At 63.3% G+C, this 22,384-nt stretch carries 20 protein-coding genes; 4 read left to right on the top strand and 16 right to left on the bottom strand.

All coding sequences use genetic code 11. The features are described from left to right. Nucleotides 1-207 precede the first annotated feature (207 nt). From fdhF to glp, 4 genes are all read right to left on the bottom strand, one after another. A complete protein-coding gene (gene fdhF / locus FJ959_RS14040; RefSeq protein WP_140630415.1) occupies nucleotides 208-3,000 on the bottom strand; it encodes a formate dehydrogenase subunit alpha in 2,793 nt (930 codons plus the stop codon). Continuing rightward, nucleotides 3,000-4,673 (bottom strand): NAD(P)H-dependent oxidoreductase subunit E, encoded by a 1,674-nt coding sequence (locus tag FJ959_RS14035; protein ID WP_140630412.1) that lies wholly within the window; start codon nucleotides 4,671-4,673, stop codon nucleotides 3,000-3,002. Before FJ959_RS14035 ends, fdhF begins: the two co-directional genes overlap by 1 nt. 150 nt (nucleotides 4,674-4,823) lie before the next feature. Beyond that, nucleotides 4,824-5,075 (bottom strand): sulfurtransferase TusA family protein, encoded by a 252-nt coding sequence (locus FJ959_RS14030; protein ID WP_224671395.1) that lies wholly within the window; start codon nucleotides 5,073-5,075, stop codon nucleotides 4,824-4,826. A gap of 76 nt (nucleotides 5,076-5,151) precedes the next feature. Beyond that, entirely contained in the window at nucleotides 5,152-6,408 is a 1,257-nt protein-coding gene (glp, locus tag FJ959_RS14025) for a gephyrin-like molybdotransferase Glp (RefSeq protein WP_140630410.1), read from the bottom strand. 150 nt (nucleotides 6,409-6,558) lie between these two features. On the opposite strand from glp, the gene FJ959_RS14020 reads away from it, so the two are divergent. Next, nucleotides 6,559-7,443 carry a formate dehydrogenase accessory sulfurtransferase FdhD gene (locus tag FJ959_RS14020; protein WP_140630821.1) on the top strand — a complete coding sequence of 295 codons (885 nt, stop codon included), beginning with the start codon at nucleotides 6,559-6,561 and terminating at the stop codon, nucleotides 7,441-7,443. Then, a complete protein-coding gene (gene mobA, locus FJ959_RS14015) occupies nucleotides 7,433-8,074 on the top strand; it encodes a molybdenum cofactor guanylyltransferase MobA (RefSeq protein WP_181171911.1) in 642 nt (213 codons plus the stop codon). Before FJ959_RS14020 ends, mobA begins: the two co-directional genes overlap by 11 nt. Here mobA and FJ959_RS14010 read toward each other — a convergent pair. The 5 genes from FJ959_RS14010 to FJ959_RS13990 form a co-directional block, all read right to left on the bottom strand. Then, a complete protein-coding gene (locus FJ959_RS14010; RefSeq protein ID WP_140630408.1) occupies nucleotides 8,058-10,007 on the bottom strand; it encodes a molybdopterin biosynthesis protein in 1,950 nt (649 codons plus the stop codon). The genes mobA and FJ959_RS14010 overlap by 17 nt on opposite strands. A gap of 14 nt (nucleotides 10,008-10,021) precedes the next feature. Next, a complete protein-coding gene (locus FJ959_RS14005; protein ID WP_140630406.1) occupies nucleotides 10,022-11,149 on the bottom strand; it encodes a molybdopterin-binding protein in 1,128 nt (375 codons plus the stop codon). Nucleotides 11,150-11,191: 42 nt separating this feature from the next. After that, nucleotides 11,192-11,977 carry an extracellular solute-binding protein gene (locus tag FJ959_RS14000; RefSeq protein ID WP_224519050.1) on the bottom strand — a complete coding sequence of 262 codons (786 nt, stop codon included), beginning with the start codon at nucleotides 11,975-11,977 and terminating at the stop codon, nucleotides 11,192-11,194. A 62-nt stretch (nucleotides 11,978-12,039) separates the two neighbouring features. Continuing rightward, a complete protein-coding gene (locus FJ959_RS13995) occupies nucleotides 12,040-12,762 on the bottom strand; it encodes an ATP-binding cassette domain-containing protein (protein WP_140630405.1) in 723 nt (240 codons plus the stop codon). 2 nt (nucleotides 12,763-12,764) lie between these two features. Then, complete coding sequence (locus FJ959_RS13990; protein WP_140630402.1) at nucleotides 12,765-13,457, bottom strand: ABC transporter permease; 693 nt, start codon at nucleotides 13,455-13,457, stop codon at nucleotides 12,765-12,767. A gap of 95 nt (nucleotides 13,458-13,552) precedes the next feature. On the opposite strand from FJ959_RS13990, the gene FJ959_RS13985 reads away from it, so the two are divergent. Then, nucleotides 13,553-14,428, top strand: a complete 876-nt coding sequence (locus tag FJ959_RS13985; protein ID WP_140521328.1) for a helix-turn-helix transcriptional regulator — start codon at nucleotides 13,553-13,555, stop codon at nucleotides 14,426-14,428. 27 nt (nucleotides 14,429-14,455) lie between these two features. On the opposite strand, the gene FJ959_RS13980 is transcribed toward FJ959_RS13985, so the two are convergent. From FJ959_RS13980 to FJ959_RS13955, 6 genes are all read right to left on the bottom strand, one after another. Continuing rightward, the gene (locus tag FJ959_RS13980; RefSeq protein WP_140499366.1) at nucleotides 14,456-14,662 is read right to left on the bottom strand and encodes a DUF6494 family protein; all 207 of its coding nucleotides are present in this window, start codon (nucleotides 14,660-14,662) and stop codon (nucleotides 14,456-14,458) included. Between the two features lie 309 nt (nucleotides 14,663-14,971). Beyond that, complete coding sequence (ugpC, locus tag FJ959_RS13975; RefSeq protein ID WP_140630400.1) at nucleotides 14,972-16,027, bottom strand: sn-glycerol-3-phosphate ABC transporter ATP-binding protein UgpC; 1,056 nt, start codon at nucleotides 16,025-16,027, stop codon at nucleotides 14,972-14,974. A gap of 25 nt (nucleotides 16,028-16,052) precedes the next feature. Further along, nucleotides 16,053-16,808, bottom strand: a complete 756-nt coding sequence (locus FJ959_RS13970) for a ribonuclease activity regulator RraA (protein WP_140630398.1) — start codon at nucleotides 16,806-16,808, stop codon at nucleotides 16,053-16,055. Nucleotides 16,809-16,914: 106 nt separating this feature from the next. Then, nucleotides 16,915-17,793: a carbohydrate ABC transporter permease gene (locus FJ959_RS13965; RefSeq protein WP_140630395.1), complete on the bottom strand. Its 879-nt coding sequence runs from the start codon at nucleotides 17,791-17,793 to the stop codon at nucleotides 16,915-16,917. Further along, nucleotides 17,790-18,713, bottom strand: coding sequence for a sugar ABC transporter permease (locus FJ959_RS13960; RefSeq protein ID WP_224646876.1), 924 nt, complete (start codon nucleotides 18,711-18,713; stop codon nucleotides 17,790-17,792). Before FJ959_RS13960 ends, FJ959_RS13965 begins: the two co-directional genes overlap by 4 nt. A 2-nt stretch (nucleotides 18,714-18,715) precedes the next feature. Beyond that, on the bottom strand, nucleotides 18,716-19,996 hold the full coding sequence (locus tag FJ959_RS13955) for a sugar ABC transporter substrate-binding protein (RefSeq protein ID WP_181171909.1): 1,281 nt from the start codon (nucleotides 19,994-19,996) through the stop codon (nucleotides 18,716-18,718). 346 nt (nucleotides 19,997-20,342) lie between these two features. Here FJ959_RS13955 and FJ959_RS13950 point away from each other — a divergent pair, with 346 nt between their 5' ends. After that, a complete protein-coding gene (locus FJ959_RS13950) occupies nucleotides 20,343-21,047 on the top strand; it encodes an FCD domain-containing protein (RefSeq protein WP_318012678.1) in 705 nt (234 codons plus the stop codon). A gap of 84 nt (nucleotides 21,048-21,131) precedes the next feature. Here the strand turns inward: FJ959_RS13950 and FJ959_RS13945 are convergent, their stop codons facing one another. Continuing rightward, on the bottom strand, nucleotides 21,132-22,118 hold the full coding sequence (locus FJ959_RS13945; protein WP_140521324.1) for an aldo/keto reductase: 987 nt from the start codon (nucleotides 22,116-22,118) through the stop codon (nucleotides 21,132-21,134). Nucleotides 22,119-22,384 lie beyond the last annotated feature (266 nt).

Raw genomic sequence — 22,384 nt, 5'->3', positions numbered from 1 at the left:
CCTTCAGCCAAATCAAACCTCGCGAGAAGAACGCCGAGTTGAGGGCGTTCCGCACAACTATGGCTGACATCTGGCCGCCGACAGAGCCCCTCCCACCTGTCGCGAGCCTTCGCGACGGCCTGCCCGACTATTCCGGCGGCCGTCGAGCAATGGACTTCCTCAAGTCAGCCGTCTCCCAACACCACCTCCGCGGGCAGGTTCCAAACGTCATTCGGCAGCTTCGACCGATCTCGATGCCGCCACGATCCGCGCGGCACAATATTTGAACTCGGGGATCTTGCCGTAAGGATCGAGCATAGGATTGGTAAGCATGTTGGCCGGGCTCTCATTAAAGCAGAACGGCATGAACACCATGCCATCGGCGACCTCTCGATCGGCCCGCAGAATGGCTTCGACAATGCCGCGCCGCGTCTCCACGTTGATCACGTCTCCCTGCGCCAGCCCGCGGCGCTTGATCTCGTAGGGATTCATTGCAGCAATGCCGTAGGGCTCGATCGCGTTGAGCACCCCGGCGCGGCGTGTCATGGCGCCCGTGTGCCAGTGCTCCAGCAGGCGCCCGGTGGTTAGCACCAGAGGATATTCGTCGTCGGGCACCTCGTCGGGAGGCAGGAGGTCGGCGGGCACGATGCGCCCGCGGCCATCCGCGGTCGGAAACCCGGTGGTGAAGACGATCTCGTTGCCAGGAACATCAGGACCATCGGCAGGATAGACGACGGACTCCTCGCGTTCGATGCGCTCCCAGGAAATGTGCTTCAGCGACGGCATTACTTGCGCCATTTCGCCGAAGACGTCCGAAACGTGCCCGTAGTTCCAGTCCAGCCCCATGCGTCTGGCAAGCTCGATGATGAGATCGAGATCCTGCCGCGCCTCGCCCGGCAGGTTGACGGCCGGCCGGCCGATCTGCACCTGCCGATTGGTATTGGTGTAAGTGCCGAGCTTCTCAGCATGCGCGGAGGCAGGGAGCACCACGTCGGCATGCCACGCTGTTTCGGTCAGGAAGATGTCCTGAACAACCAGATGCTCTAGCTTGGCGAGTGCGGCGCGCGCATGGCTCTGGTCCGGATCGGACATGGCCGGGTTCTCGCCCATGATGTACATGCCCCGGATCTCGCCGTCATGGATCGCGTCGACGATCTCGACGACGGTCAAGCCGCGTTTGGGGTCGAGCGTCTGGCCCCAGAAATTCTCGTACTGGCCGCGGATATCGGCATTCTCCACCGATTTGTAGTCGGGGAAATACATCGGGATGAGGCCCGCGTCCGAGGCGCCCTGGACATTGTTCTGGCCGCGCAGCGGATGCAGGCCTGTGCCGGCGCGCCCGACATGCCCCGTGATCAGCGCCAGCGCGATCAGGCAGCGCGAATTGTCCGTGCCGTGGGTGTGCTGCGAAATGCCCATGCCCCAAAAAATCATCGAGCGCTCCGCCTTGGCATAGGTGCGCGCCACCTCGCGCAGTACACCGGCCTCGATGCCGCAGACGGGAGCCATCGCCTCGGGCGAAAAATCCTTCACCTTGGCCTTCAATGCCTCGAAGCCGGAGACATTGGCCTGGATGTACTGCTCGTCATAGAGCCTCTCTTCTATGATGACGTGCAGCAGCGCGTTGAGCATCGCCACGTCGCTGCCCGGCTTGAAGCGCAGCGCATAGCTGGCGTGGCGCATCAGTTCCTGGCCGCGCGGATCCATCACGATCAGCTTGGTGCCGCGCTTTGCCGCTTGCTTGAAATAGGTGGCGGCCACTGGATGGTTTGTCGCCGGCCGCGCCCCGATGATGATCACGCATTCGGCCTTCATGGCGTCCATGAAAGGCGCCGAGACCGCGCCAGAGCCGACGCCCTCCATCAGAGCGGCCACGGAAGAGGCGTGGCAGAGCCGGGTGCAGTGGTCGATATTGTTGGTGCCGAAACCCTGCCGGACGAATTTCTGGAAGAGATAGGCCTCCTCATTCGACCCCTTTGCCGAGCCGAAGCCAGCCAGCGCCTTGCCACCATGCTGGTCGCGGATGCGTTTCAGCCCGCTGGCAGCGCGCTCCAGCGCCTCTTCCCAGCTGGCCTCGCGGAACACTGTCAGCGGGTCGACACTGCGCAGATCAATGTCGCCGGCCTTCGGCGCGTCGTCGCGACGGATCAGCGGCTTCGTCAGCCGTTCGGGCGACATCACATAGTCGAAGCCAAAGCGCCCCTTGACGCAGAGCCGGTTCTCGTTCGCCGGACCGTTACGGCCGTCAACCTGGACAATTTTATTGTCCTTGACAGCGACCTGCGTCTGGCAGCCAACGCCGCAAAACGGGCAAACCGTATCGACGACCTTGTCGAACGCCTGGACGACACGCGTCTTGCCGGTCTCGTCCATCAGCGATTTCTCGTAGAGCGCACCAGTCGGGCAAGCCTGGACGCATTCGCCACAGGTGACGCAGGTCGACAGGCCCATCGGATCGTGCATATCGAAGACAGGAATCGAGTGATTGCCGCGCTCGGCCATGCCGATCACGTCGTTGACCTGCACCTCGCGGCAGGCGCGCACGCAAGCGCCGCAGGTGATGCACGCGTCGAGATTGACGGCAATGGCCGGATTGGTGATGTCGAATTCTGGCGCTAGCCCCTCCTCGGTGAACTTGGAACGGTATCGGCTGCCCGAAATCCCCATCGAACCGGCCCATTGCCAGAATGCCGACTGGTTGTCTGGACCGTCGCTCGCCGGTCGCATGTTGCTTGCGAGAAGCTCGAATACCATCTCGCGCGATTTGCGGGCGCGTTCGGTATCGGTTTTCACGACCATGCCGGCGGAAGGCTGGCGAACGCAGGAGGCAGCCAGCACGCGCTCGCCTTCGATGTCGACCATGCAGGCGCGGCAATTGCCGTCGGGACGATAGCCCGGCATGTCGACATGGCACAGATGCGGAATCTTTGTTCCCTGGCGCTTGGCGACATCCCAGATAGTCTCGCCAGGGGCGGCGCTCACGGTTTGCCCATTGAGGGTGAATACCACGCTCTCGGCCATCAGAGGTCACTCCGGAAATGCGTCAGCAGATGGTTGATCGGATTGGGCGCCGCCTGGCCCAGGCCGCAGATCGACGAATCGCGCATCACGGCTTCGAGGTCGCGAATCTTATCTTCCGGCATCGGGCCCTGCTCCTGCAAGATAGCCACCAACTTTTCGGTTCCCTCGCGACAAGGCGTGCACTTCCCGCAGCTCTCATGTTTGAAGAATTTCATGAGGTTGAGCGTGACCTGCTTTATATTGTCGGCCCGCGAGAACACGACTATAGCATGGGAGCCGACGAAGGCGCCCTGCTTGGCCAGATCGCCGCCGAAATCGAGCGGAATGTCCCCCAGTGCTGCTGGCAGGATGCCGCCTGAGGCGCCACCCGGCAAATAGGCCTTGAACTCATGACCGTCCGCCATACCGCCGCAATAGTCGTCGATCAATTCGCGTACCGTGACGCCGGCCGGCGCCAGCTTGACGCCGGGATTTTTCACCCGGCCGGATACGGACCATGAGCGGATGCCAGGGTGGCCGGGCCTGCCCTGCGCAGCGAACCATTGCGCGCCCTTTTCGACGATGTCGCGGATCCACCAGAGCGTCTCGACATTATGGTTGAGCGTCGGTCGTCCGAACAGGCCGACCTCGGCGATGTAGGGGGGGCGGTGGCGCGGCATGCCGCGCTTGCCCTCGATGCTTTCCAGCATCGCACTCTCCTCGCCGCAGATATACGCACCAGCGCCGCGGCGGAGCTCGATGAAGCCCGGCTTGACGATGCCGGTGGCCTCGAGTGCGGCGATCTCCTGACGAAGAATGGCGAGCACCGCAGGGTATTCGTCACGCATGTAAAGATAGATCCGTTCCGCCTCGACGGCGTGCGCCGCGATCAATGCACCCTCAAAGGCACGGTGCGGATCTCGCTCGAGATAGATGCGGTCCTTGAAGGTGCCGGGCTCCCCCTCGTCGCCATTGATCGACATCAGACGCGGGCCCGGATAGGAACGCACGAACTGCCACTTCTTGCCAGCGGGAAAGCCCGCACCGCCCAGACCCCTCAAGCCTGCATCGCCCAGGGTGGCGATGAGCTCGTCCGTGGTCAGCGCCCCAATCCGTACCCGCTGCAAAAGCTGGTAGCCGCCCGCCTGCCGATACGCCTCCAGCCCGACATAATCGGGCAGGCTCACACCGGTCTCCGCTGCCGCGGCCATGCGCCTCAGGCCCTCGGCGGTTGCCTGGTCGACCTCGCGATCACCGATACGCGCGGCAGGCGCGCCAGCGCAACGGCCCATGCAGGGCGCACGCATGACCCTGATCGCCGCTGGATCGGCGCCCGCTTGCAATTCGGCCAGGAGCGTGTCGGCGCCCGCCAGCATGCAACTCACTGAATCGCACACGCGGATTGTCAACGGCGCCGGCGGGATCTCGCCTTCCTTCACAACGTCGAAATGGTCGTAGAAGGTCGCCACCTCGTAGACCTCGGCCTGCGACAAGCGCATATCTTGCGCCAGCGCCCGCAAATGCCGCGCCGACAGGCAGCCATATCGGTCCTGGATCAGATGAAGGAATTCGATCAGCAAGTCGCGCCGTCGCTGGCGCGCGCCCAGGAGCGCCTGGACCTCGGCGAGCGCGGCGTCATCCAGCGGCCTGCCCTTTGGTCCGCGATCACGCGGCCGTCGTTCCTGGATCGTCATGTGCTCACCTCCCCGAGTGAAACGCCCTTACCTCTTAACGATACCCCCGCGGACCAGGATGTCGACTATGAGGCACGACATGTCCCCTGCACGACCAGCGCAAGCATTGCCTCGCAAATCTTGGGGCCGCCGCCGACGGGGTGCAACTCGTCACATCGTCGCGGGCTGCGTCTTTTCGATCATGAACACGACGCGATCGCCGTCGCGCTCCGTCGCTTCAAGTCGCTCGCCCATCTCGTTGAGCAGATTGGGGATATCGATGACCGCCAGCGGGTCCGTGCAGTGAACCTCGAGCCGCTCGCCTGGCCTCAAGGCTTTCAACGCCTTGCGGGTCTTGAGCGCGGGCAAAGGGCACTTAAGCCCGGTCAGATCCAGCTTCGCCGTGGTTATCATGGTCGGCATGATGCCCGACGGGACCTGGCCGCGTCAATCGAGCCTGGGTTGCGGCTCTCGTTTCGAGGACGCGATCCGACGGCGCTCACATAAGACTGGAATAGGGGAGGAACTGGACCGTGTGACCTGGCTCGACACGGACTATCTCCTCTCCCAACTCGACGAGACCGTCGGTCGCGACCAGGGATGACAACAGTCCTGCGCCTTCCCTGGGAAACTTCGTCGCTTCGTAGCATCCATCCGCGGCCGCGCGTACGCTTGCTCGCACATACTCGCGCCGTCCCTGCTTTTTGCTATAGGAAAAGGCGGCCCGCATAGCGATCGGGGTCGGTGGTTGCTGGAGGGCCCCCGCAAGGGCGAGGATTGCCGGGCGGGCAATATGCGCGAAGGTGACGAAGCTCGCCACCGGATTGCCAGGAAGTCCGATCAGCGGGGTTCCATCGATCACCCCCATGGCGACCGGCCGGCCCGGCTTGATCGCGACGCGCCAGAACACCAGGGTTCCGGCACTCTCGACGGCGGCCTTCACGCAATCTGCCTCGCCCGTCGACACACCGCCCGAAGTCAGGATCAGGTCATGGCTCAATGCCGCTTCGCTCAGCTTTTCAGCGATCAGGCTACCATCGTCCACGAGGATACCGAGATCGGTGATGTCGCAGCAGAGTCGAGCGAGCATCGCCGTCAGCATGAAACGGTTGGAGTCGAAAAGCTGCGCCTGTCCGCGCATGTCTCCCGGCGCGACGATTTCGTCTCCGGTCGAGAACACTGCGACGCGTATCCTGCGCCTAACCTGGAGTTCCGTGAACCCCAATGCGGCGGCGAGCGCGATATCTTGCGGCCGCATCCGATGGCCCGCCGGGAGGACGGTCTCGCCCAATGCGACATCTTCACCCGCAGGGCGCACATTGGCACCCTTTTTCAGGCCGGGCGGGAGAAGGATCCTGCCGGAGCCGTCGATGCTCACGTCTTCCTGCATGAACACCGTGTCGGCCCCGTCGGGCATTGGAGCGCCAGTGAAGATGCGTACCGTCTGGCCCGGCCGCACAGGTTCATTCGCCGCCATGCCGGCCTGAACCCTCCCGGCAACGGCGAATGCCGTCTCGACGGTCTGCGGCAGATCTGCCCCTCGCACGGCGTAGCCGTCGACCGCGGAATTGGTGAAGGGCGGCAGCGCCAGCGATGCCACCATCTCTTTTGCCAGGACGCGCCCATCCGCCAGCAAGAGCGGGACCGTCTCGACCTCCTCTACGGCGCTGAGTTTCGAGGCGATCAGCGCGGCAGTCTCGTCGATGGGCCGCATCTGTCCGCCGAAAGCGAAGCAGTCATCCGAGATTTGCGCCATTTATATTCCCACTCTACGAGCGTGTCGGCTTCTTCGTAATCGCATCAATCCGGCTTTTTTTAATCAGCTTCGGTTGAACAGCCTGTAAGATACGGCAAGCTAGCGCAGGCGCGAGCCAGAATACGACGTCAGGAGACTGCCATGCCTTTGATGCTACGCCAACCGGAACACGCTATCATCACACCCGATCCGCAAGACCAACGGCTGACGGAGCTGGTTGCGGGCGTCGACCATACAGGCGCGGCGGTAGAGGTCCGCGTACCGATCGAACGTGCCCTGACGCTCTATCTCAACGCTCAGGAGATCGTCACGATGATGACGGTCAACGACTATCCTGAATATCTTGCGCTCGGCTATCTGCTGAACCAGAACATGCTTCTGCCCACCGATGTGGTGACGGACGTCGAGTATGACGAGGACCTCCAGGTCGTGGTCGTTCGCACCGAGCGCAACACCGACTACGAGCAGAAGCTCAGAAAGCGAACGCAGACTTCGGGTTGCGCCCAAGGCACTGCCTTCGGCGACGTGCTGGAGGCGATCGAAGACATTACGCTCCCGCCCGCTGAGCTTCGCACCTCCTGGCTCTACGAGCTGACGCACAAAATCAACACCACGCCGTCGCTCTATCTGGAGGCAGGCGCGATCCATGGCTGCGTCCTTTGCAGAGAGGGCACGCCAATCTGCTATATGGAAGACGTCGGCCGCCATAACGCTGTCGACAAGATCGCCGGCTGGATGTACCGCCACGCCATCGATCCGGGGGACAAGATCATGTACACGACCGGGCGGCTGACCTCCGAGATGACGATCAAGACGGTTCGGATGGGCATTCCCATTCTGGTTTCGCGTTCCGGCTTCACCGCCTGGGGCGTGGCGCTGGCCCGCCAAGTGGGGCTGACGCTGGTCGGCCGGGCGCGCGGCAAGCGCTTCACCGCACTTTCGGGCCAGGAGCGGATCGTCTTCGACCAGGATATCGCTTCGGTCGATGAGGAAGCGCCGCGCCACCGCCGCAAGGGTGCCGAGCATGACGATTGAGCGGCCCATGACGTTGGGCGTCGTGCTCGCCGGCGGTCTGGGTCGGCGCATGGGCGGCGGGGACAAACCGACGCGCGTGATCGGCGGACGCACGATGCTCGAGCATGTCATCGAACGGCTGGGACCGCAATGCGACGGGCTCGTTCTTAATGCCAATGGCGACCCCGTTCGTTTCGCCCGTTTTGGCCTGCCCGTCGTCGCCGACACGATCGAGGGTTATCCGGGGCCGCTCGCCGGCATGCTCGCCGCGCTCGATTGGACGGCGGACAACAGGCCCGACGTCGAGTGGGTGGTCAGCGCCGCCGGTGATTGTCCTTTCCTGCCGCGCGACCTCGTTGCACGCCTCCAGCGGGCGCGCATGACCGAGGGGGCGGATTTGGCGGTGGCGGCATCCGGTGGTCAGGCGCATCCGGTCATCGGGCTCTGGAAAGTCGCCCTGCGGGACGAATTGCGGCATGCGTTGACCAACGAGAGCCTGCGCAAGATCGACCGGTGGACCAGTCGCTACGGCCTTGCCACCGTATCCTGGCCGGCAGAGCCGGTGGACCCGTTCTTCAACGCCAACACAGTCGAGGACCTCGCCGAAGCCGAGCGGCTGGCCGCGTTGCTTGCCGCTAACCCGGCCGGCTGAACCCCGCGCGCTCCAGCGCCGAATGCACCTCGTCGGCCTGGAGGACTTCGAGGAACGCGTGCACCGCGGGCCGATCCTTTCGCGCGCAAACCAGCGCGAAGTCGTAGTGCTCTTCGGTCAACGGGATAAGACCGAGCCCGGCCGCACGCGCGACCGGCGCAATGGTGACGCCCCAGTCAGCGCGCTTCTGTGCCACAGCCGCGGCCACGGCATTGTGTGTGCGCGGCTGGTTCCAGTAGCCGTCCGGGCGTTCCGCGCCGAGGAGTTGGTCGATCAGGATACGCGTTCCCGAGCCTTGGTTGCGGTTGACCATCATGCAATCGGGATCGGCGAGCGCGGCACGGACCGCATCCTCCGCGCCGAGGCCCTCGAAGCGCTCGTCCCCTCGGCGGAACACCAAACCTTGCATGCGCCGCCAGCCAGGCACGAGTTCGAGACCGTCACCGAGGAAGGGCGCGTTGTAGTTCCGCGTCTTCGGGTCGAAGAGATGGATGGGAGCGAGATCGCACTCGCCGCGCTTGGCCGCCGCAAGACCGCCCAGGCTTCCCACAGAAAGCGAGCGCACCGAAATCCCGCGACGCGAAAGTTCGCCAACGACCAGATCGAGGCCGACGCAGTGACTGCCGATGACGACGAGGTCGGGAACGCGGACTCGCGGCGTGAACAGCGTCACCGGCACGTCGGCACCGGCAGGCACGTGATCGGCCAGGGCCTCGATGCGGATGAAGCCATCCGCCTGGGTAAAGGATGTTATCGCTCCCGAGCCCTTACCAGTCGGATAGGCCGTCAATCCTCCCTGCCCTTGCACAAGGGAGACCATCGCGAATTCGGTCCGTCCGAGTTCTGAAGGAACCCGCAACGGAAGGCTTGCGGTGACCTGAGCATCGACGCGCGGCGGCAGCCCCGCCATGCGCCGCAGGGCGGGTACCACCATGTCATGGAAGGTGAACATGGCCGAGGTCGGAAATCCCGGCAGGACGATGACCGGCTTGCCCCCGCACACCGCCAGGCAAAGCGGCTTTCCTGGCTTCAGCGCCACGCCGTGGGCGATGATGCCGGGCTTGCCCAGTCGGCCGATAATGCGATGCGTGACATCCCCTGCCCCTTTGGACGTGCCGCCCGACAGGATCAGTACGTCGTGGGTGGCGAGCGCCTCGCGCATAGCCGTCTCAAGCGTTGCCTCGTCGTCCGGGAAGGCGCCGAGAAAATGCGCTTCGCCGCCATTTTCAGTGACCGCCGCAGCGATGATCGGTCCGTTGGCGTCATAGATGCCGGCCGCCCGCAGCGGCTCGCCCGGCTGAACGAGTTCATCGCCAGTGGAGAGCACGGCCACGCGTGGCCTGCGCGCCACGGCCACTTGTGCGATTCCGCACGCGGCGAGCATGCCGATTTCGCGCGAGCCGATTTGCGTTCCGGTGCGCAGCACGACCTCTCCTCGCGCCATGTCGGATCCTGCATTGGAGACAAACTGGCCGGGCGAGATGCCGCGCCCCACCTCGATGGCACTCAACCCCGCCGGATGGGTATGCTCCACCATGACGATCGCGTCCGCACCACGCGGCAGCGGCCCGCCGGTTGCGATGGGCGTGGCGGTTTCGGTCAGAACGGGGAGTTGCGGAACCGTGCCGCAGGCAATCGCTTCCGCATTCAGCTCAAGCCGAACGGGACGGGTTTCAGAGGCGGCAGCCAGATCGGCCGCACGTACCGCGAAGCCATCGACATTGGAGCGGTCGAAGGGCGGCACGTCGACCGGCGCCGCCACGTCCTCGGCAAGAACCAGCCCGAGCGCGTCGGCCAGCGTCCGCGTCTCGGTCGGCAACGGGCGGGGAAACAGCGCTGCCTCGAAGCGCGCCAGCGCAGCTTCGCGCGACAATATCGTCAGGAACTGCTCCTGCCCGCTGTTCTGCCGGGCCGATGATGGAGAATTCGTCATAGCGGCTCACTCGATCAAAAGTTGCGGAGCGGAAAGGCGGAGACAGGCGTGCCGGCGGCATACCCCTCGCTATCGCCCGGGACCGCAAGCCAGGCGTCGGCAAGCCGCATGGCGTCCAGCGAAAAGTCGCCGACGGCGAGCGGCGTCCACATATCCCGTTCCTTCCCGAGCAGAACGAGCTCGTAAAGTCCGACCGCGGATGAGATTTTCCGCGAGAGCGGCAAGATGATGCCTGACCGTTCAGATCTGCCCGACAGGCGGTCCAGGACTGGCTGGACAAGCGCAAGAAACCCAGCGAAGGCTTGGTGCGGCGATCCGGCCAATGCGACCACCGGTGTCTTGCCGAGCCGGCCTATTGCCGTTGTCCCTCCGGGCCGTAAGGCAATGCCGTGCCCAATCAACACCCCGCGCCGCACAAGAGCCTCGGCGGTCACGTCGGCGTGGCCGTCACCAGTACCGCCGATCAGGAGCAGAAAGTCGCAGGCCTCGCCATCAAGAGCGGCAATGATCGATGCCGCGTCGCGCTCTACGGTCTCTATACCGGCAATCGAAACGCCCGAGGCACTCAGGCTCTCGACCACGAGCCGCATGGAGAATGTCTCGTGGCTGTCGGCAGCGACATCGATTGCGCGCACTCGCGGGCTCCGTATGGCAAGCTGGCTCAGTCCCACTTTGCGGGCGACCAGCAGGTCGGCGACGCCGATCGCCTTTCCCTCAAGCATTGGCGGGCGGGCCGCCGCCATATCCTCGCCCGCCCGGCGCACACCCTGACCGGGCACGGCTTCAGCTGCTGCTTGGATCATCGGTCCACTGCAATCGACGAGGCCGGCCTGCAGCACACAGTCGCGATCTTCAGGCATGGCCTCACCCGTCTCGACCCAGATCGGCGCGACCGGCAAAACTAAGGGCGAATAGGCTGATGCCCCCACGAGGTCGAGGGAGCGACACGCCCAGCCGTCGATGGCAGCGATGTCTCGCGCAGGCTGAGCCGGCACGACAGCCGGCATCCCGGCAGCGACATAGCCCAAGGCTTGTTCAAGCGGCACCAAGCGGGGGGTGACGGGCATTACACCATCGAGCAGCGCGTCGAGCGCCGCTTCCAGGAGAGTCAGCGGGCCCGTCGAAGAAAACGTTCTCGTCATGGCGCGATATTGAAGCAGACGCGAGCCTGTTTGCAACCAGCTTCAGGAACGCCCGCGCTGCGCGTTCGGGAAGAAGAGCTGCTGGCCGTCGATCTTGTACTCTCCGATCGCCTTCTGGCCTTCCGGAGAAATCAGCCAATCGATGAAGCGCTGGCCGGCCTCCACTTTGACGCTTGGATGCTTGTGAGGATTCACCAGCATCACGCCATACTGATTGAACAGCCGCTTGTCGCCCTCGACAGCGATGTCCAACTCGCCACGATTCTTGAACGACAGCCAGGTGCCACGATCGGAAAGCGTATAGGCGTTCATGGCTGCCGCGGCGTTGAGCGCCGCCCCCATGCCCTGCCCGATCTCCTTGTACCACGGGCCCCTGGCCGCCTCGATGTCGATGCCGGCCGTCTTCCACAGACCCAATTCGGCCGAATGGGTGCCGGACCTGTCACCACGCGACACGAAGGCCGCTTTCTTGGCTTTGATGGCAATCAGCGCGGCTGCGATGTCCTTGGTCCCGCTGACGCCCGCCGGGTCGCTCTTGGGGCCAACGAGGACGAAGTCGTTGTACATCACGTCGAAGCGCTTCACCCCGAAGCCCTCCTCGATGAACTTCTCCTCCTGCGCCTTGGCGTGGACGAAGACCACGTCGGCATCGCCGCGCCGACCGGTGTCGAGCGCCTGACCGGTGCCCTGAGCGACAATCTTCACGCCGATGCCGGTTTTCTTCTCGAACAGCGGCAGGATGTGATCGAACAGGCCGGAATCCTGCGTCGAGGTCGTCGACGCCACGACTATCGACTGGTCCTGGGCAGGCGCGCCGCCTGCTAGCATCAGAAGCACCACAAGCGCAGAGAATATTCGGCGGGTCAGCATCTCAATCTCGGTCCAGTTGATCAAAGCACGAGCTCGCCGCGCACGAAGGCAGCGGCTTGCGGGGTCGCGGGGCGGTCAAGGAAGTCGTCGGCGTCGGCATGCTCGCAAACGCGCCCCCGGAGCAGAAAGACGACGTCTGCCGCGATCCTGCGCACTTGGCCGAGATGGTGCGACGCCATGATGATTTTCGTGCCCGATTGGGCAGCCGTGATGATGATCTGCTCGACAAAACGCGTCGCCGCCGGATCGAGGCTGGCTGTCGGCTCGTCGAGCAGCAGGATTTCGGGCTGGCGCGCCAGGGCCCGGGCGAGGGCCAGCCGCTGCTGCTCGCCACAGGAGAGATGCCGTGCCGGACGTGCCGCGAGATCGAGAAGACCGACGCGCTCGAGCAGTTCCTCCACGCGCGGGGCCCGGAGCCGACGCGGACAGCCCGCTTGAGCCAGTGCATAGGCGACATTCGCGGCCGCCGAGCGACGCAGCATCACCGGCTTCTGGAACAGGATTGCACGCCGTGTCGGCGGGGAAAACGTTCGTCCCCCCCAAGTCAGGGTTCCAGCAGAAGGTGCAACAAGCCCCATGCAGAGCCGCAGCAGGGAGGTTTTGCCCGACCCGTTCGGGCCGACGACCAGAGTCGGCGCGCGCGGCCCGATCGTCAGGTTCACCCGGTCCAGGATGGTCGTCGCACCGGCGACCAGCGACACGTCATCGAGGACAAGTGGAAGATCGCTCTGAGCAGCCCGCATCCCTAGCCAGCCCGTTGCTCGGACCAAACTCGCACGCCCCAGGCGGCGGCGTTGATCAGCAAGATGAGGAAAATCAGCATCAGGCCGAGCCCCATGGCGAGCGGCAGGTTTCCCTTCGAGGTTTCAAGTGCGATTGCCGTCGTCATGGTGCGGGTGAAGCCATCTATGTTGCCGCCGACGATCATCACGGTGCCGACCTCGGCCGCCGCCCTGCCGAAGCCCGCGAGCAGAGCCGTGACGAGGCTGAAGCGGCCGTCCCACAAAAGCGTGGCGACCAGGCCCGCCGGCCCGACCTGCATCGCAGTCAGTTCCTCACGATACTCGCGCCACAGATCCTCGACCGTCTGGCGAGTCAGCGCGGCAATGATGGGCAGCACCAGTAGCGCCTGCGCGATGACCATCGCGGCGGGTGTGAACAAGAGGCCGAATTCACCCAGCGGCCCGGATCGCGATAGCAGCAGATAGACCGTCAGCCCGACCACCACCGGCGGCAGGCCCATGAAACCGTTCAGCAGCACGACGATCGCCGAACGACCGGGAAAGCGCGCCAGCGCGATAATTGCGCCCAGCGGAAGGCTGGCGATCATGGCGATCGCGACAGCCGAAAGGCTCACGGCGAGCGACAGGCGCACGATGGCAAACAGCGTGGCGTCGCCGCTCGCGATCAGTTGCCATGCGCCCAGCCCTTCCGACATTGCTCCTCGCAGTCCTGTCCCGTGTCAATGTCCTGCAACTCCTCCGTCACTGTCAAATCCTTGAACCTGAACAGGAATATGCATATCAATGCAGGATGGATTTGCTGACGACGTCCGAAGCCGCCGACTATCTGCGCATTGGTGAGCGCAAGCTTTATGAGCTGATTGCGGAGGAGCGTGTCCCGTGCAGCAAGGTGGCGGGCAAGTGGCTGTTTCCTCGGCATGAACTCGACCGTTGGGTCATGTCGGGGTTGATCCGGCCCGCAGGAATGACGCAATCCGAGCCGCCGCCGATCGTCGGTGGCAGCCAGGACGACCTGCTCGAATGGGCTCTCCGCCAATCAGCCTCCGGCCTGGCCTTTCTGACGGAAGGCACGGAAGCCGGCGTGACACGCCTGCTGCGCGGCGAGGTGTCTGTCGCCGCGATTCATTTCCACAGCCCCGACCCGGACCCGAATGTCGCCGCGATTGCGGCCAGACCGCGGCTTTACGATGCGGTGCTGGTCGGATTCGCCCGCCGCGAGCAAGGCCTGCTGCTCGCGCCAGGCAATCCAAAATCGCTCAACAACCTGACCGACGTACTTGCGACCGGCGCACGCATCGCGGTTCGTCAACGCGGCGCAGGCGCGGACATGCTGCTCACGCAATTGCTGGCGGACTCCGGCGCGAAACAGGACGACGTCAACCGGTTGGAGCCGCCCTGCCTGACCGGACCCGATCTCGCGGCTGCCGTGCGCATTGGTAGGGCCGATTGCGGAATTGCCACGCGCGCGGCCGCCCGCGCCGCTGGCCTCGATTTCGTTCCATTGGCCTGGGAAAGCTTCGATCTCCTGATGCGGCAGCGGACCTACTTCCAGCAACGGATCCAGACGCTCCTGCGTTTGCTAGGGCAGGAAATCTTCGCCAGCCGCGCCGCCGAGCTTGGCGGATACGATCCATCGCCCGCCGGGCAGATACGGTTCTTCAAGTAGCAGCCGACCCCGATCAAGCCGCAGCTCTCATCCAAGATCGATCTCGCCCTCCACGACATGGCGCAAGCCTGCCGGCTCCGAGGTGATGACGGCCCTCACGGTCAGTCGGCCCTGTCCTTTCAGGCCCTTCTCCGCCACGGCTTTCTCGATTGCCTGTTGCGAAGTCACGCCGACCTGCTTCAGGAACTTGCGCATGGAGACGTTGAAGGGATCGGTTTCCATATTCTGGGTCATATGATTGCCTCGAACGGTGTGGACGATATGGCCGGTCCGGCAAGCTTGGTGCCCGCAACGGCGGCGCTGCGCCAACGGAGCACGGAATGGCCCGGGGTGCAATGAGGACGACGCCCGCACTATGTCTGACGCGGTCCGTTCCTCTGTGGCGTAACAACGCGTGGTGCCGAGATCCCTGGTCATGCCGGAGCGCCGCGGGCGATTGCCGTGACGGCCGATGGGCAAACGGCGATCACCGGTGGTTTCGCAGCAAGTGGCAACTGATGAAGGGCATGATGGGATGGGCTGTTTTTCGCCCGTCAGCGCGCCCTAAGCAATCCTGGTACCACTACGAGCATCGAACAGATGCACCTTGGATACCATGATCTCCAACCCAACCTCTTGATCAAGTTTGAAGGGCGGCTGATCCCGCACCTCGGCCACGAGGTCCACTCCACCTGCACTTAATGTAAGCTCCTGGGCCTCACCGGTCGGTTCGACCACTTGCACCCTCGCCTGAGAGTGGTTGCCACCAACCGAAATGTGCTGCGGACGAATCCCGTAGACTACCCCATCTCTGTCGCCCATCCGAGCATCCGCCGGCAAGGGTAAGCGCAAGCCCTGATCGGCGACAAATGCGCCGTTGTCGATGCGGCCCTCGATCAGGTTCATTTCCGGCGAGCCGATAAAGCTTGCGACGAACAGATTGGCTGGGTTCTCGTAGAGCTCGGAGGGGCTGCCGATCTGTTCGATCCGGCCTTTGTTCAACACCACGATGCGGTCGGCGAGCGTCATCGCCTCGGTCTGGTCATGCGTGACATAGATGCTTGTTCGGCCGAGCCGTTGGTGAAGCTTCTTGATTTCGGCGCGCATCTTGACACGCAACTTGGCATCGAGGTTGCTGAGCGGCTCATCAAACAGGAAAGCGGCTGGATCGCGCACGATGGCGCGGCCCATGGCGACACGTTGGCGCTGGCCGCCGGACAACTGCCGCGGCATGCGGCCAAGCAGATCCTGCAGGCCAAGGATTTCGGCCGCCGCCTTGACCCTCGAGACAATCTCTTCCCTAGGGACCTTCGCCAGTCGAAGCGCGAAGCTCATATTGTCGGCCACGCTCATATGCGGATAGAGCGCGTAGCTCTGGAAGACCATGGCTATGTCGCGCGACTTGGCCGGCATCTCGTCGACGACACGCCCGCCGATGCGGATCTCGCCGGTCGTCTGCTCTTCCAGCCCGGCGATCATGCGTAGCAGCGTTGACTTGCCGCAGCCTGACGGACCGACCAGCACCACGAACTCGCCGCTGGCGATCTCGATATTGACATCGCGCAAAACTTCCACGGCGCCGAAGCTCTTGCCGAGCTGTTCTATCTCAATTGCAGACACCTATTGTCCTCCCGTCCGGCACCACTCATTTTTGTTGAGCATGCCGCCATGCTCGGTATTCGGCCTCGCCCTCGGGGCTCAACGGATAGTATTTCCGCAGGTCTCCCCCTTGCGCCAGGCGCGAGCGCGAAAACTCTTCCCACTCAATATGCGCGCCGGCGAGCTCGACCAATTTTGGAGCAAGGGCGACCGGCACGACGACCACGCCGTCATCGTCGGCGACGATGATATCGCCAGGGATGACCAGCACGTTCGAGCAGGCGATGGGAACGTTGACGGCGAACGGCACGATGTTGGTTTGGGCGTGGAAATTCGGCGTGACGTCCCTCACCCAGATGCCGATGTCCAAAGCCGTCGCCTGGGCGGAATCGCGGATGCAGCCGTCGACAACCACGCCGGCCCCGCCGCGCCCGGCGAAATAGGTCAGCATCATCTCGCCGAAGATGCCGCTTCCCAGATCGCCGCGCGCATCGACCACCACCATGTCGCCCGGCTGCGTGGGATAGAGCACGTGACGGTGTAACTGCCGCTCCGGCTCCTCATATTCGGTCTCGTTGTAGAGATCCTCGCGCTTCGGCATGCACTGGAGCGTGAGAGCAGGCCCCGCCGCTGTGCGGCCCAGCCTCAATGGACGCGGGCCCCGTATCTGCGGGTCGCGAATGCCCATCTTGTGGTAGAGTTCGCTGGCCAGCGTCGCCGAGCCGATCGCCGCAAGCGCATCGACCAATTGTCTCGGCGGCCGCGAAATGTCCGACATCGCCGGTATCTGATCAGCTGCCATTCCGTATCCTCCGATTGCGCGGCGAGGTCCCTGACCCCACCGATCGTCACTCAGTTGCGTATCCCGTCGTCGAAGCCGTCGAGCGTTCTGGGTGCATGTCCGCCATTCAGCCGCGGACGGCACCGGTGGTGAGACCCTTGACCAGCAGCCCCTGGGCAAACCAGACAAACACCAGGGTCGGGATGACCATCAGGACGCCGGCTGCCGACATCGCGCCCCAGTCGATGCCGAATTGCGAGACGAAGTTGGTGAGCCCGACCGGCAGAGTCTGCGCGGCCTTGCTGGAGGTCAGGGTCAGGGCAAGCAGCAGGTCGTTCCAGGTGAAGAGGAAGGTGATGACCGCGCTGGCGCCAATACCAGGAGCAATCAGCGGCGTCACGATCTGGACCAGCGTGCGCACCGTGCCGGCGCCGTCCGACTGGGCAGCCTCCTCGATCTCTTTCGGCACGTCCTGGATGAAGCCCAGAAGCAGCCAGATGGCGACAGGCAGTTTGGCCGCCGTATGGCTCAGGATCAGCGCCCAGATGGTGTCGAGAATGCCCATGGCGGCAAACACGGCAAAGAGCGGAATGGCAAGCGCTATGACCGGGATCATGCGCATGATCAAAAGCAGCCCGAAAATCAGCATGGCGCCCGGCATCCTGAAACGCGACAAGGCATAGGCGCAAGGAATGGCCAGCAGATGGACGAGGATGACCGTCGCCGCCGAGACGATGACGGTGTTCCAGACATAGTCCATCGTGTCGTACTCCGCGAAAACGGAGACGTATTGTGTTAGCGTCGCGGTCTCGGGAATGATGTGCACCGGCACCGAGAAGATGTCGGCCGAACTGCGGATCGACGTTAGGAACAGCCATACCAGCGGAAAGACGGTGAACGCGACGGTCAGGGCCAGCGCCATATACTGGCCGGCGGTTCCCACCGTAAATCGACGGCGCCGGCGCTTTGGCCTGGGACGTGCGCTAACGATTGCGGCTTCGCTCATATCGCTCTCCGTTTCGCAATCAGCCACGGTATTCCGTAGAGGAGCCCGAGCACGAACAGCGACATCCCCAAAGCAATGTAGGAGACGGCCGCCGCATGTCCGAAATCCACCGCCTGAAACGCCAGCAGGTAGGAATAGACGGTGAGCAGGTTGGTGGCGCCGCCCGGCCCGCCCTGCGTCATCAGCCAGACGACGTCGAAGGTCCGGAACGTGTCGATGATGCGAAGCATCAGGGCGATCATGATGATCGGACGCATCAGCGGCAGCACGATATGCCAGAAGCGCTGCCATGGCGTGGCGCCGTCCACGGTGGCCGCCTCGAGCGGTTCCTGCGGCAAGGACTGCAGGCCGGCAAGGAACAGTAGCACCATCAACGGCGTGTTCTGCCAGACATCGGCGACGATCACCGAGACGAGCGCCCAGGTCGGATGGTTGAGCCATGGAATGTCGGGCAGGTTGAACATGCGCAACAGCGCGTCGACCAGGCCGTACTGGGTGTTGAACAGCCACCGGAAATTCAGGCCCACCACTGCGGGCGCGATCATCGGAGGCACCAGGAGCAAGGTGCGCGCGAGCCGCATGCCGCGCAATTTGCCATTGACGAGCACGGCGATCGCCATTCCAGCCACCACTTCAATCGTGATCGAAATGATGCTGAATATGGTCTGATTTCGCAGTGCCTGGTTGAACTGGCGGCCGAAGAGTTCGTCGGTGTAATTTGCCATCCCGATGAAGGGCGCCGAACCGCTCAGATCCCAGCGGAAGAAACTCATGGTGAAAGAGTATCCGAGCGGATAGAGCAGGATGGCCAGCATGACGAGGAGCGCCGGGCTGGCCAGAAGGTATCCTCTCTGCCAGGTGTAGGGCAGCGGCGAACGTCGCCGACGCCCCGACACCGTATGCTGCGCGACGGACGGCATCGTCAATCGTAAGCTCCGGCCCGACGCATGATCTCCTCGGCCTCCGTCGCCGCCTGGTTGAGCGAGTCCGCGGGAGAGGCCTGGTCGGTCAAGGCCTGTTCGATGGCCGAAAACATCAGCGTGCAGACTTTCGAGAAGCCGGCTAGCTTCGGCCATTCCTTGCCGTTGGCTATCGTCGTCTCGAGCTGCTGCAGCCACACGGCCTGAGGCCCCTTTGCCGCTGATATCACTTCCTTGGCGATCGCCTGGCTGCTGGGGAAGTTGGTGAATTGATCGAACTGCAACCGCTGCGCCTCCGGACCGACCGTATACTTGATGAATTCGACGGCGGCGTCCTTGCGTCCGGATTGTCCGTTGAGCGCCATGGCATGCGAAATGGCGCATGAAATCGCGGCCTTGTCCTTGACATAGGGCGCAGTCGACCACTTGCCGACGACACGTGAGGTCTCCGGATTCGATAGGGTCGCGAAGGCGCCCGGCCAATCGAAATTCGCATAGACCGTGCCGGACGAGAATTCGGTCGAATTTTCGTTCCACTGATAGCCGACCGCATCGGGTGGCACGATTTTGTGCTTCTGGATGAGATCGCGATAGAAGGTCAGGGCCTTGATGCCGGCTTCGGAATTGAAGGCCGGCTTGTTGGCCTGGTCCACCCAATCGCCGCCGGCTTGCCAGAGCAGATCGCTGAAGGTGCGTTGTGCTGGATCGCCCTGCCCCGGCACGACCAGCCCATAATGGCCATTGCCGGTCAGTTTCAGCCCGACGTCGACGAGCTCCTCCCAGGTCTCAGCCGGCTTCAGGCCTTTTTCCTGATAGATGTCGCTGCGGTAGTACTGGGCGCGCGAATCCATGTTGCGCGGAATGGCCGCCAGATTTCCAGTCTTGGGATCGCGCAGATACTTGACAGCGACCGGGTAGAATTCCGCGAGTTCGCTGTCGCTGAAATAGCTGTTCAGCGGCGCAAAATGGCTGAAGTAGGAATCGATCTGCGCCGTATGGGTGCTATAGACGTCGTATTGGCTCGATCGCGCTGCGCTCAACGTGACCACCTTCGCCGTCAGCGGGGTGAATTCCAGCAGGTCGTAGCGAACCTTGATACCGGTCTTGGCGGTGAAATCCTGAACGATCTTTTCCCAGTATTTGGGATAGAGCGGGCCGCCGGTGATCAGCAGTGCGGTGATCTCGTTCGCGTCTGCCCTGGCGATCCATGGCGCGGCTAGCGAGCCGGCCATCACTGCCGCGCTCGCGGCCAGGAATTTGCGTCTCGATAGGTTTGCGGACATCATAATCTCCTCCTTGGTTTGATTGGTCGGCCCATCCAAGGGTCGGCCGATAACTTCAACCTTTCCGGCAAATCCGCGGCGGCTTGCTCCTCCCGCAGCGAGACTGCCTGGATTACGTCCCGAACGACGCTTGCGAGCCGGCCGGGCGATTAGGCACGTTTGTTCCAAGGCGCCTGGGCGTTCGCGAAGGCGTATCGGTCCTGATTTCGGACAGCGGGAGTCGGGATTGGACGAGCTCCACCGTTCGATCCTCCCTTCCCGCAGGCCGAGTTATAGGCTACTGAGCACCATGAGATAAGTTGACTGCATATCTAGCTATCAGCCTATAAGCTTATCAGACAAGTGGATGTTAATGATGGATGCCATGGAGGTCAAGCTTCAAACTTTGCCCAAGCAGGTGGCCGGCGTGCTCGCGCGCCGCATCGCCAGCAGCGGCGTCGCCGGCGGCCAGGGACCGTCGGAGCAGCAGATCCTTCAGGAGTTCGGGGTTTCGCGCGCGGTGGCACGGGAAGCGCTCAAGATCCTGGCGTCTCTCGACATGATCGAGATCGCGCAGGGACGACGCGTGGTGCTGCGTCCCGCAGACGAATGGGACTATCTCAGTCCATTGCTTATCGACTGGCTGCCGCCCGAGCAGACCCGCGAGATCTTGGCGGAAGCACACGCAACGCGGATAATCATCGAACCGGCCATCACCGCCATCGCGGCCAAGCATATGACCAAAGAGAACCTCGAGCGTCTTGGCACTCTGCTGGCAGCGATGTCGGCCAGCGAAGACAATGCGGACGCCTATCTGAAACTCGATCTGGATTTCCACATGGAGATTTGCCGGGCAGCCAAGAATAGAATCCTCGACCGCTTCATGTACTCCTCCCGATGGTGGCAGATGGCAAGCAGGCGCATCAGCAACCAGGTGCCTCATGCCCTGCCCTCGGCGACTGAGATGCACAGAGCGATCTACGAGGCGCTCGTGGCGCGTGATGCAAAACGGGCGGAAGAGGCGATGCGCCGGCACCTGAAGATCACCACGGCCGTTGGCCTGCCCCCATAAGAAATCGCCAGCCGATGCTTCCGAGCGGCGCAGCCAGCAATCGGGCTAGCCGCGCCGCTGCGCGCCGGGAGGACGCGGCCGATATCAGGCGCTTTTTGCTTGCTGTTCCTGGCGCTGGCGCGCGCGAAAACCGAACATGTCGCCCTTGTCTTTGATTTCCGCCCATACCGGTCCGGTAATCTTGTCGATGGCAGCGATGTCCGCGTCGGAAATCGCCCAGCCTGTGCTCTCAGCATTTTCCTCGAGTTCCTTGACCGTGCGCGCGCCGACCAGCGGCGAACTCACGCCCGGCCTGCTGGTAAGCCACTGGATCGCAAGCTGCGGAACCGTCTTGCCGTAGCGCGCCGCAATCGGCTTCAGGGCGTCGACGGCGTCAACCGCGCGCTCGTAGGTGCCCGGCTGGAACAGAACGGTGGTGCGGCGCTCATCGCCTTCGACGAATTTGGTGTCCGGCGACAACAGCCCTGTGAGCAATCCCTGGGCGAGACCGCTATAGGGCATCACGCCGATATTGTGCTTGCGGCAATAGGGCAGCGTCTCAGCCTCAACCTCGCGCCACAGCATGTTGTAGGGCGGCTGGAGCACGTCGATGACGCCATGCTGACGGGCGCTGTCCATGTCGGCGGTGCTGAAATTCGAGACGCCGACTGCCTTGATACGCCCGGACGACCGCAGCCGCTCCATCATCTCCATGGTCGGGCCGATCGGAAAATCCGAGTTCGGCCAGTGGACAAAATAGACATCGACATAGTCCGTCTGCATCCGCTTCAGCGATCCGTCGAGCGCCGCCTCAATCGCGGCGGGTTCGAGGTGATTGGGCGCAACCTTGGTCGCGATAACAGCCTTGTCGCGACGGCCGGCCAGTGCCTTGCCGACGATCTCCTCGGCATGGCCATGTCCATAGGCTTCGGCCGTGTCGATCAGCGTTATGCCAAGCTCCGCGGCGCGTCGGATCACCCGGATCGATTCCTCGTCGTCGGCCGCGCCCCAAAAGGCGCCGGACATACCCCAAGTGCCTAGACCGATCTCCGATACCCTGACCGGCGACGATCCCAACTGTCGCTGTTGCATCCTGTTCCTCCTGATTGGCAGGCAGGGCTATCACCCTGCTGATGTCCAATTTATACGCTTATATACTCGTCTAACAAGTAGGTCCCGGCGGATTTATGGCGATTGGCGCGGAGCGACGAATTTCCCAAGTAATTCAATGATACCTGCCGTTTCAAGGTGTATTTGCGCAAAATCGTTCAAAGGGGGTTTACGTCCCATCTTCTCATCTTGTATGCTTATTGGACAAGTTGACCTAACTGACCATATGCATTTGAAGGCGCCGCGCG

Source organism: Mesorhizobium sp. B2-2-4 (genome assembly GCF_006442375.1).
Lineage (GTDB): Bacteria > Pseudomonadota > Alphaproteobacteria > Rhizobiales > Rhizobiaceae > Mesorhizobium.
The sequence above is the reverse complement of the archived record's forward strand: the minus strand, read 5'-3'. Positions and strand labels throughout refer to the sequence as shown.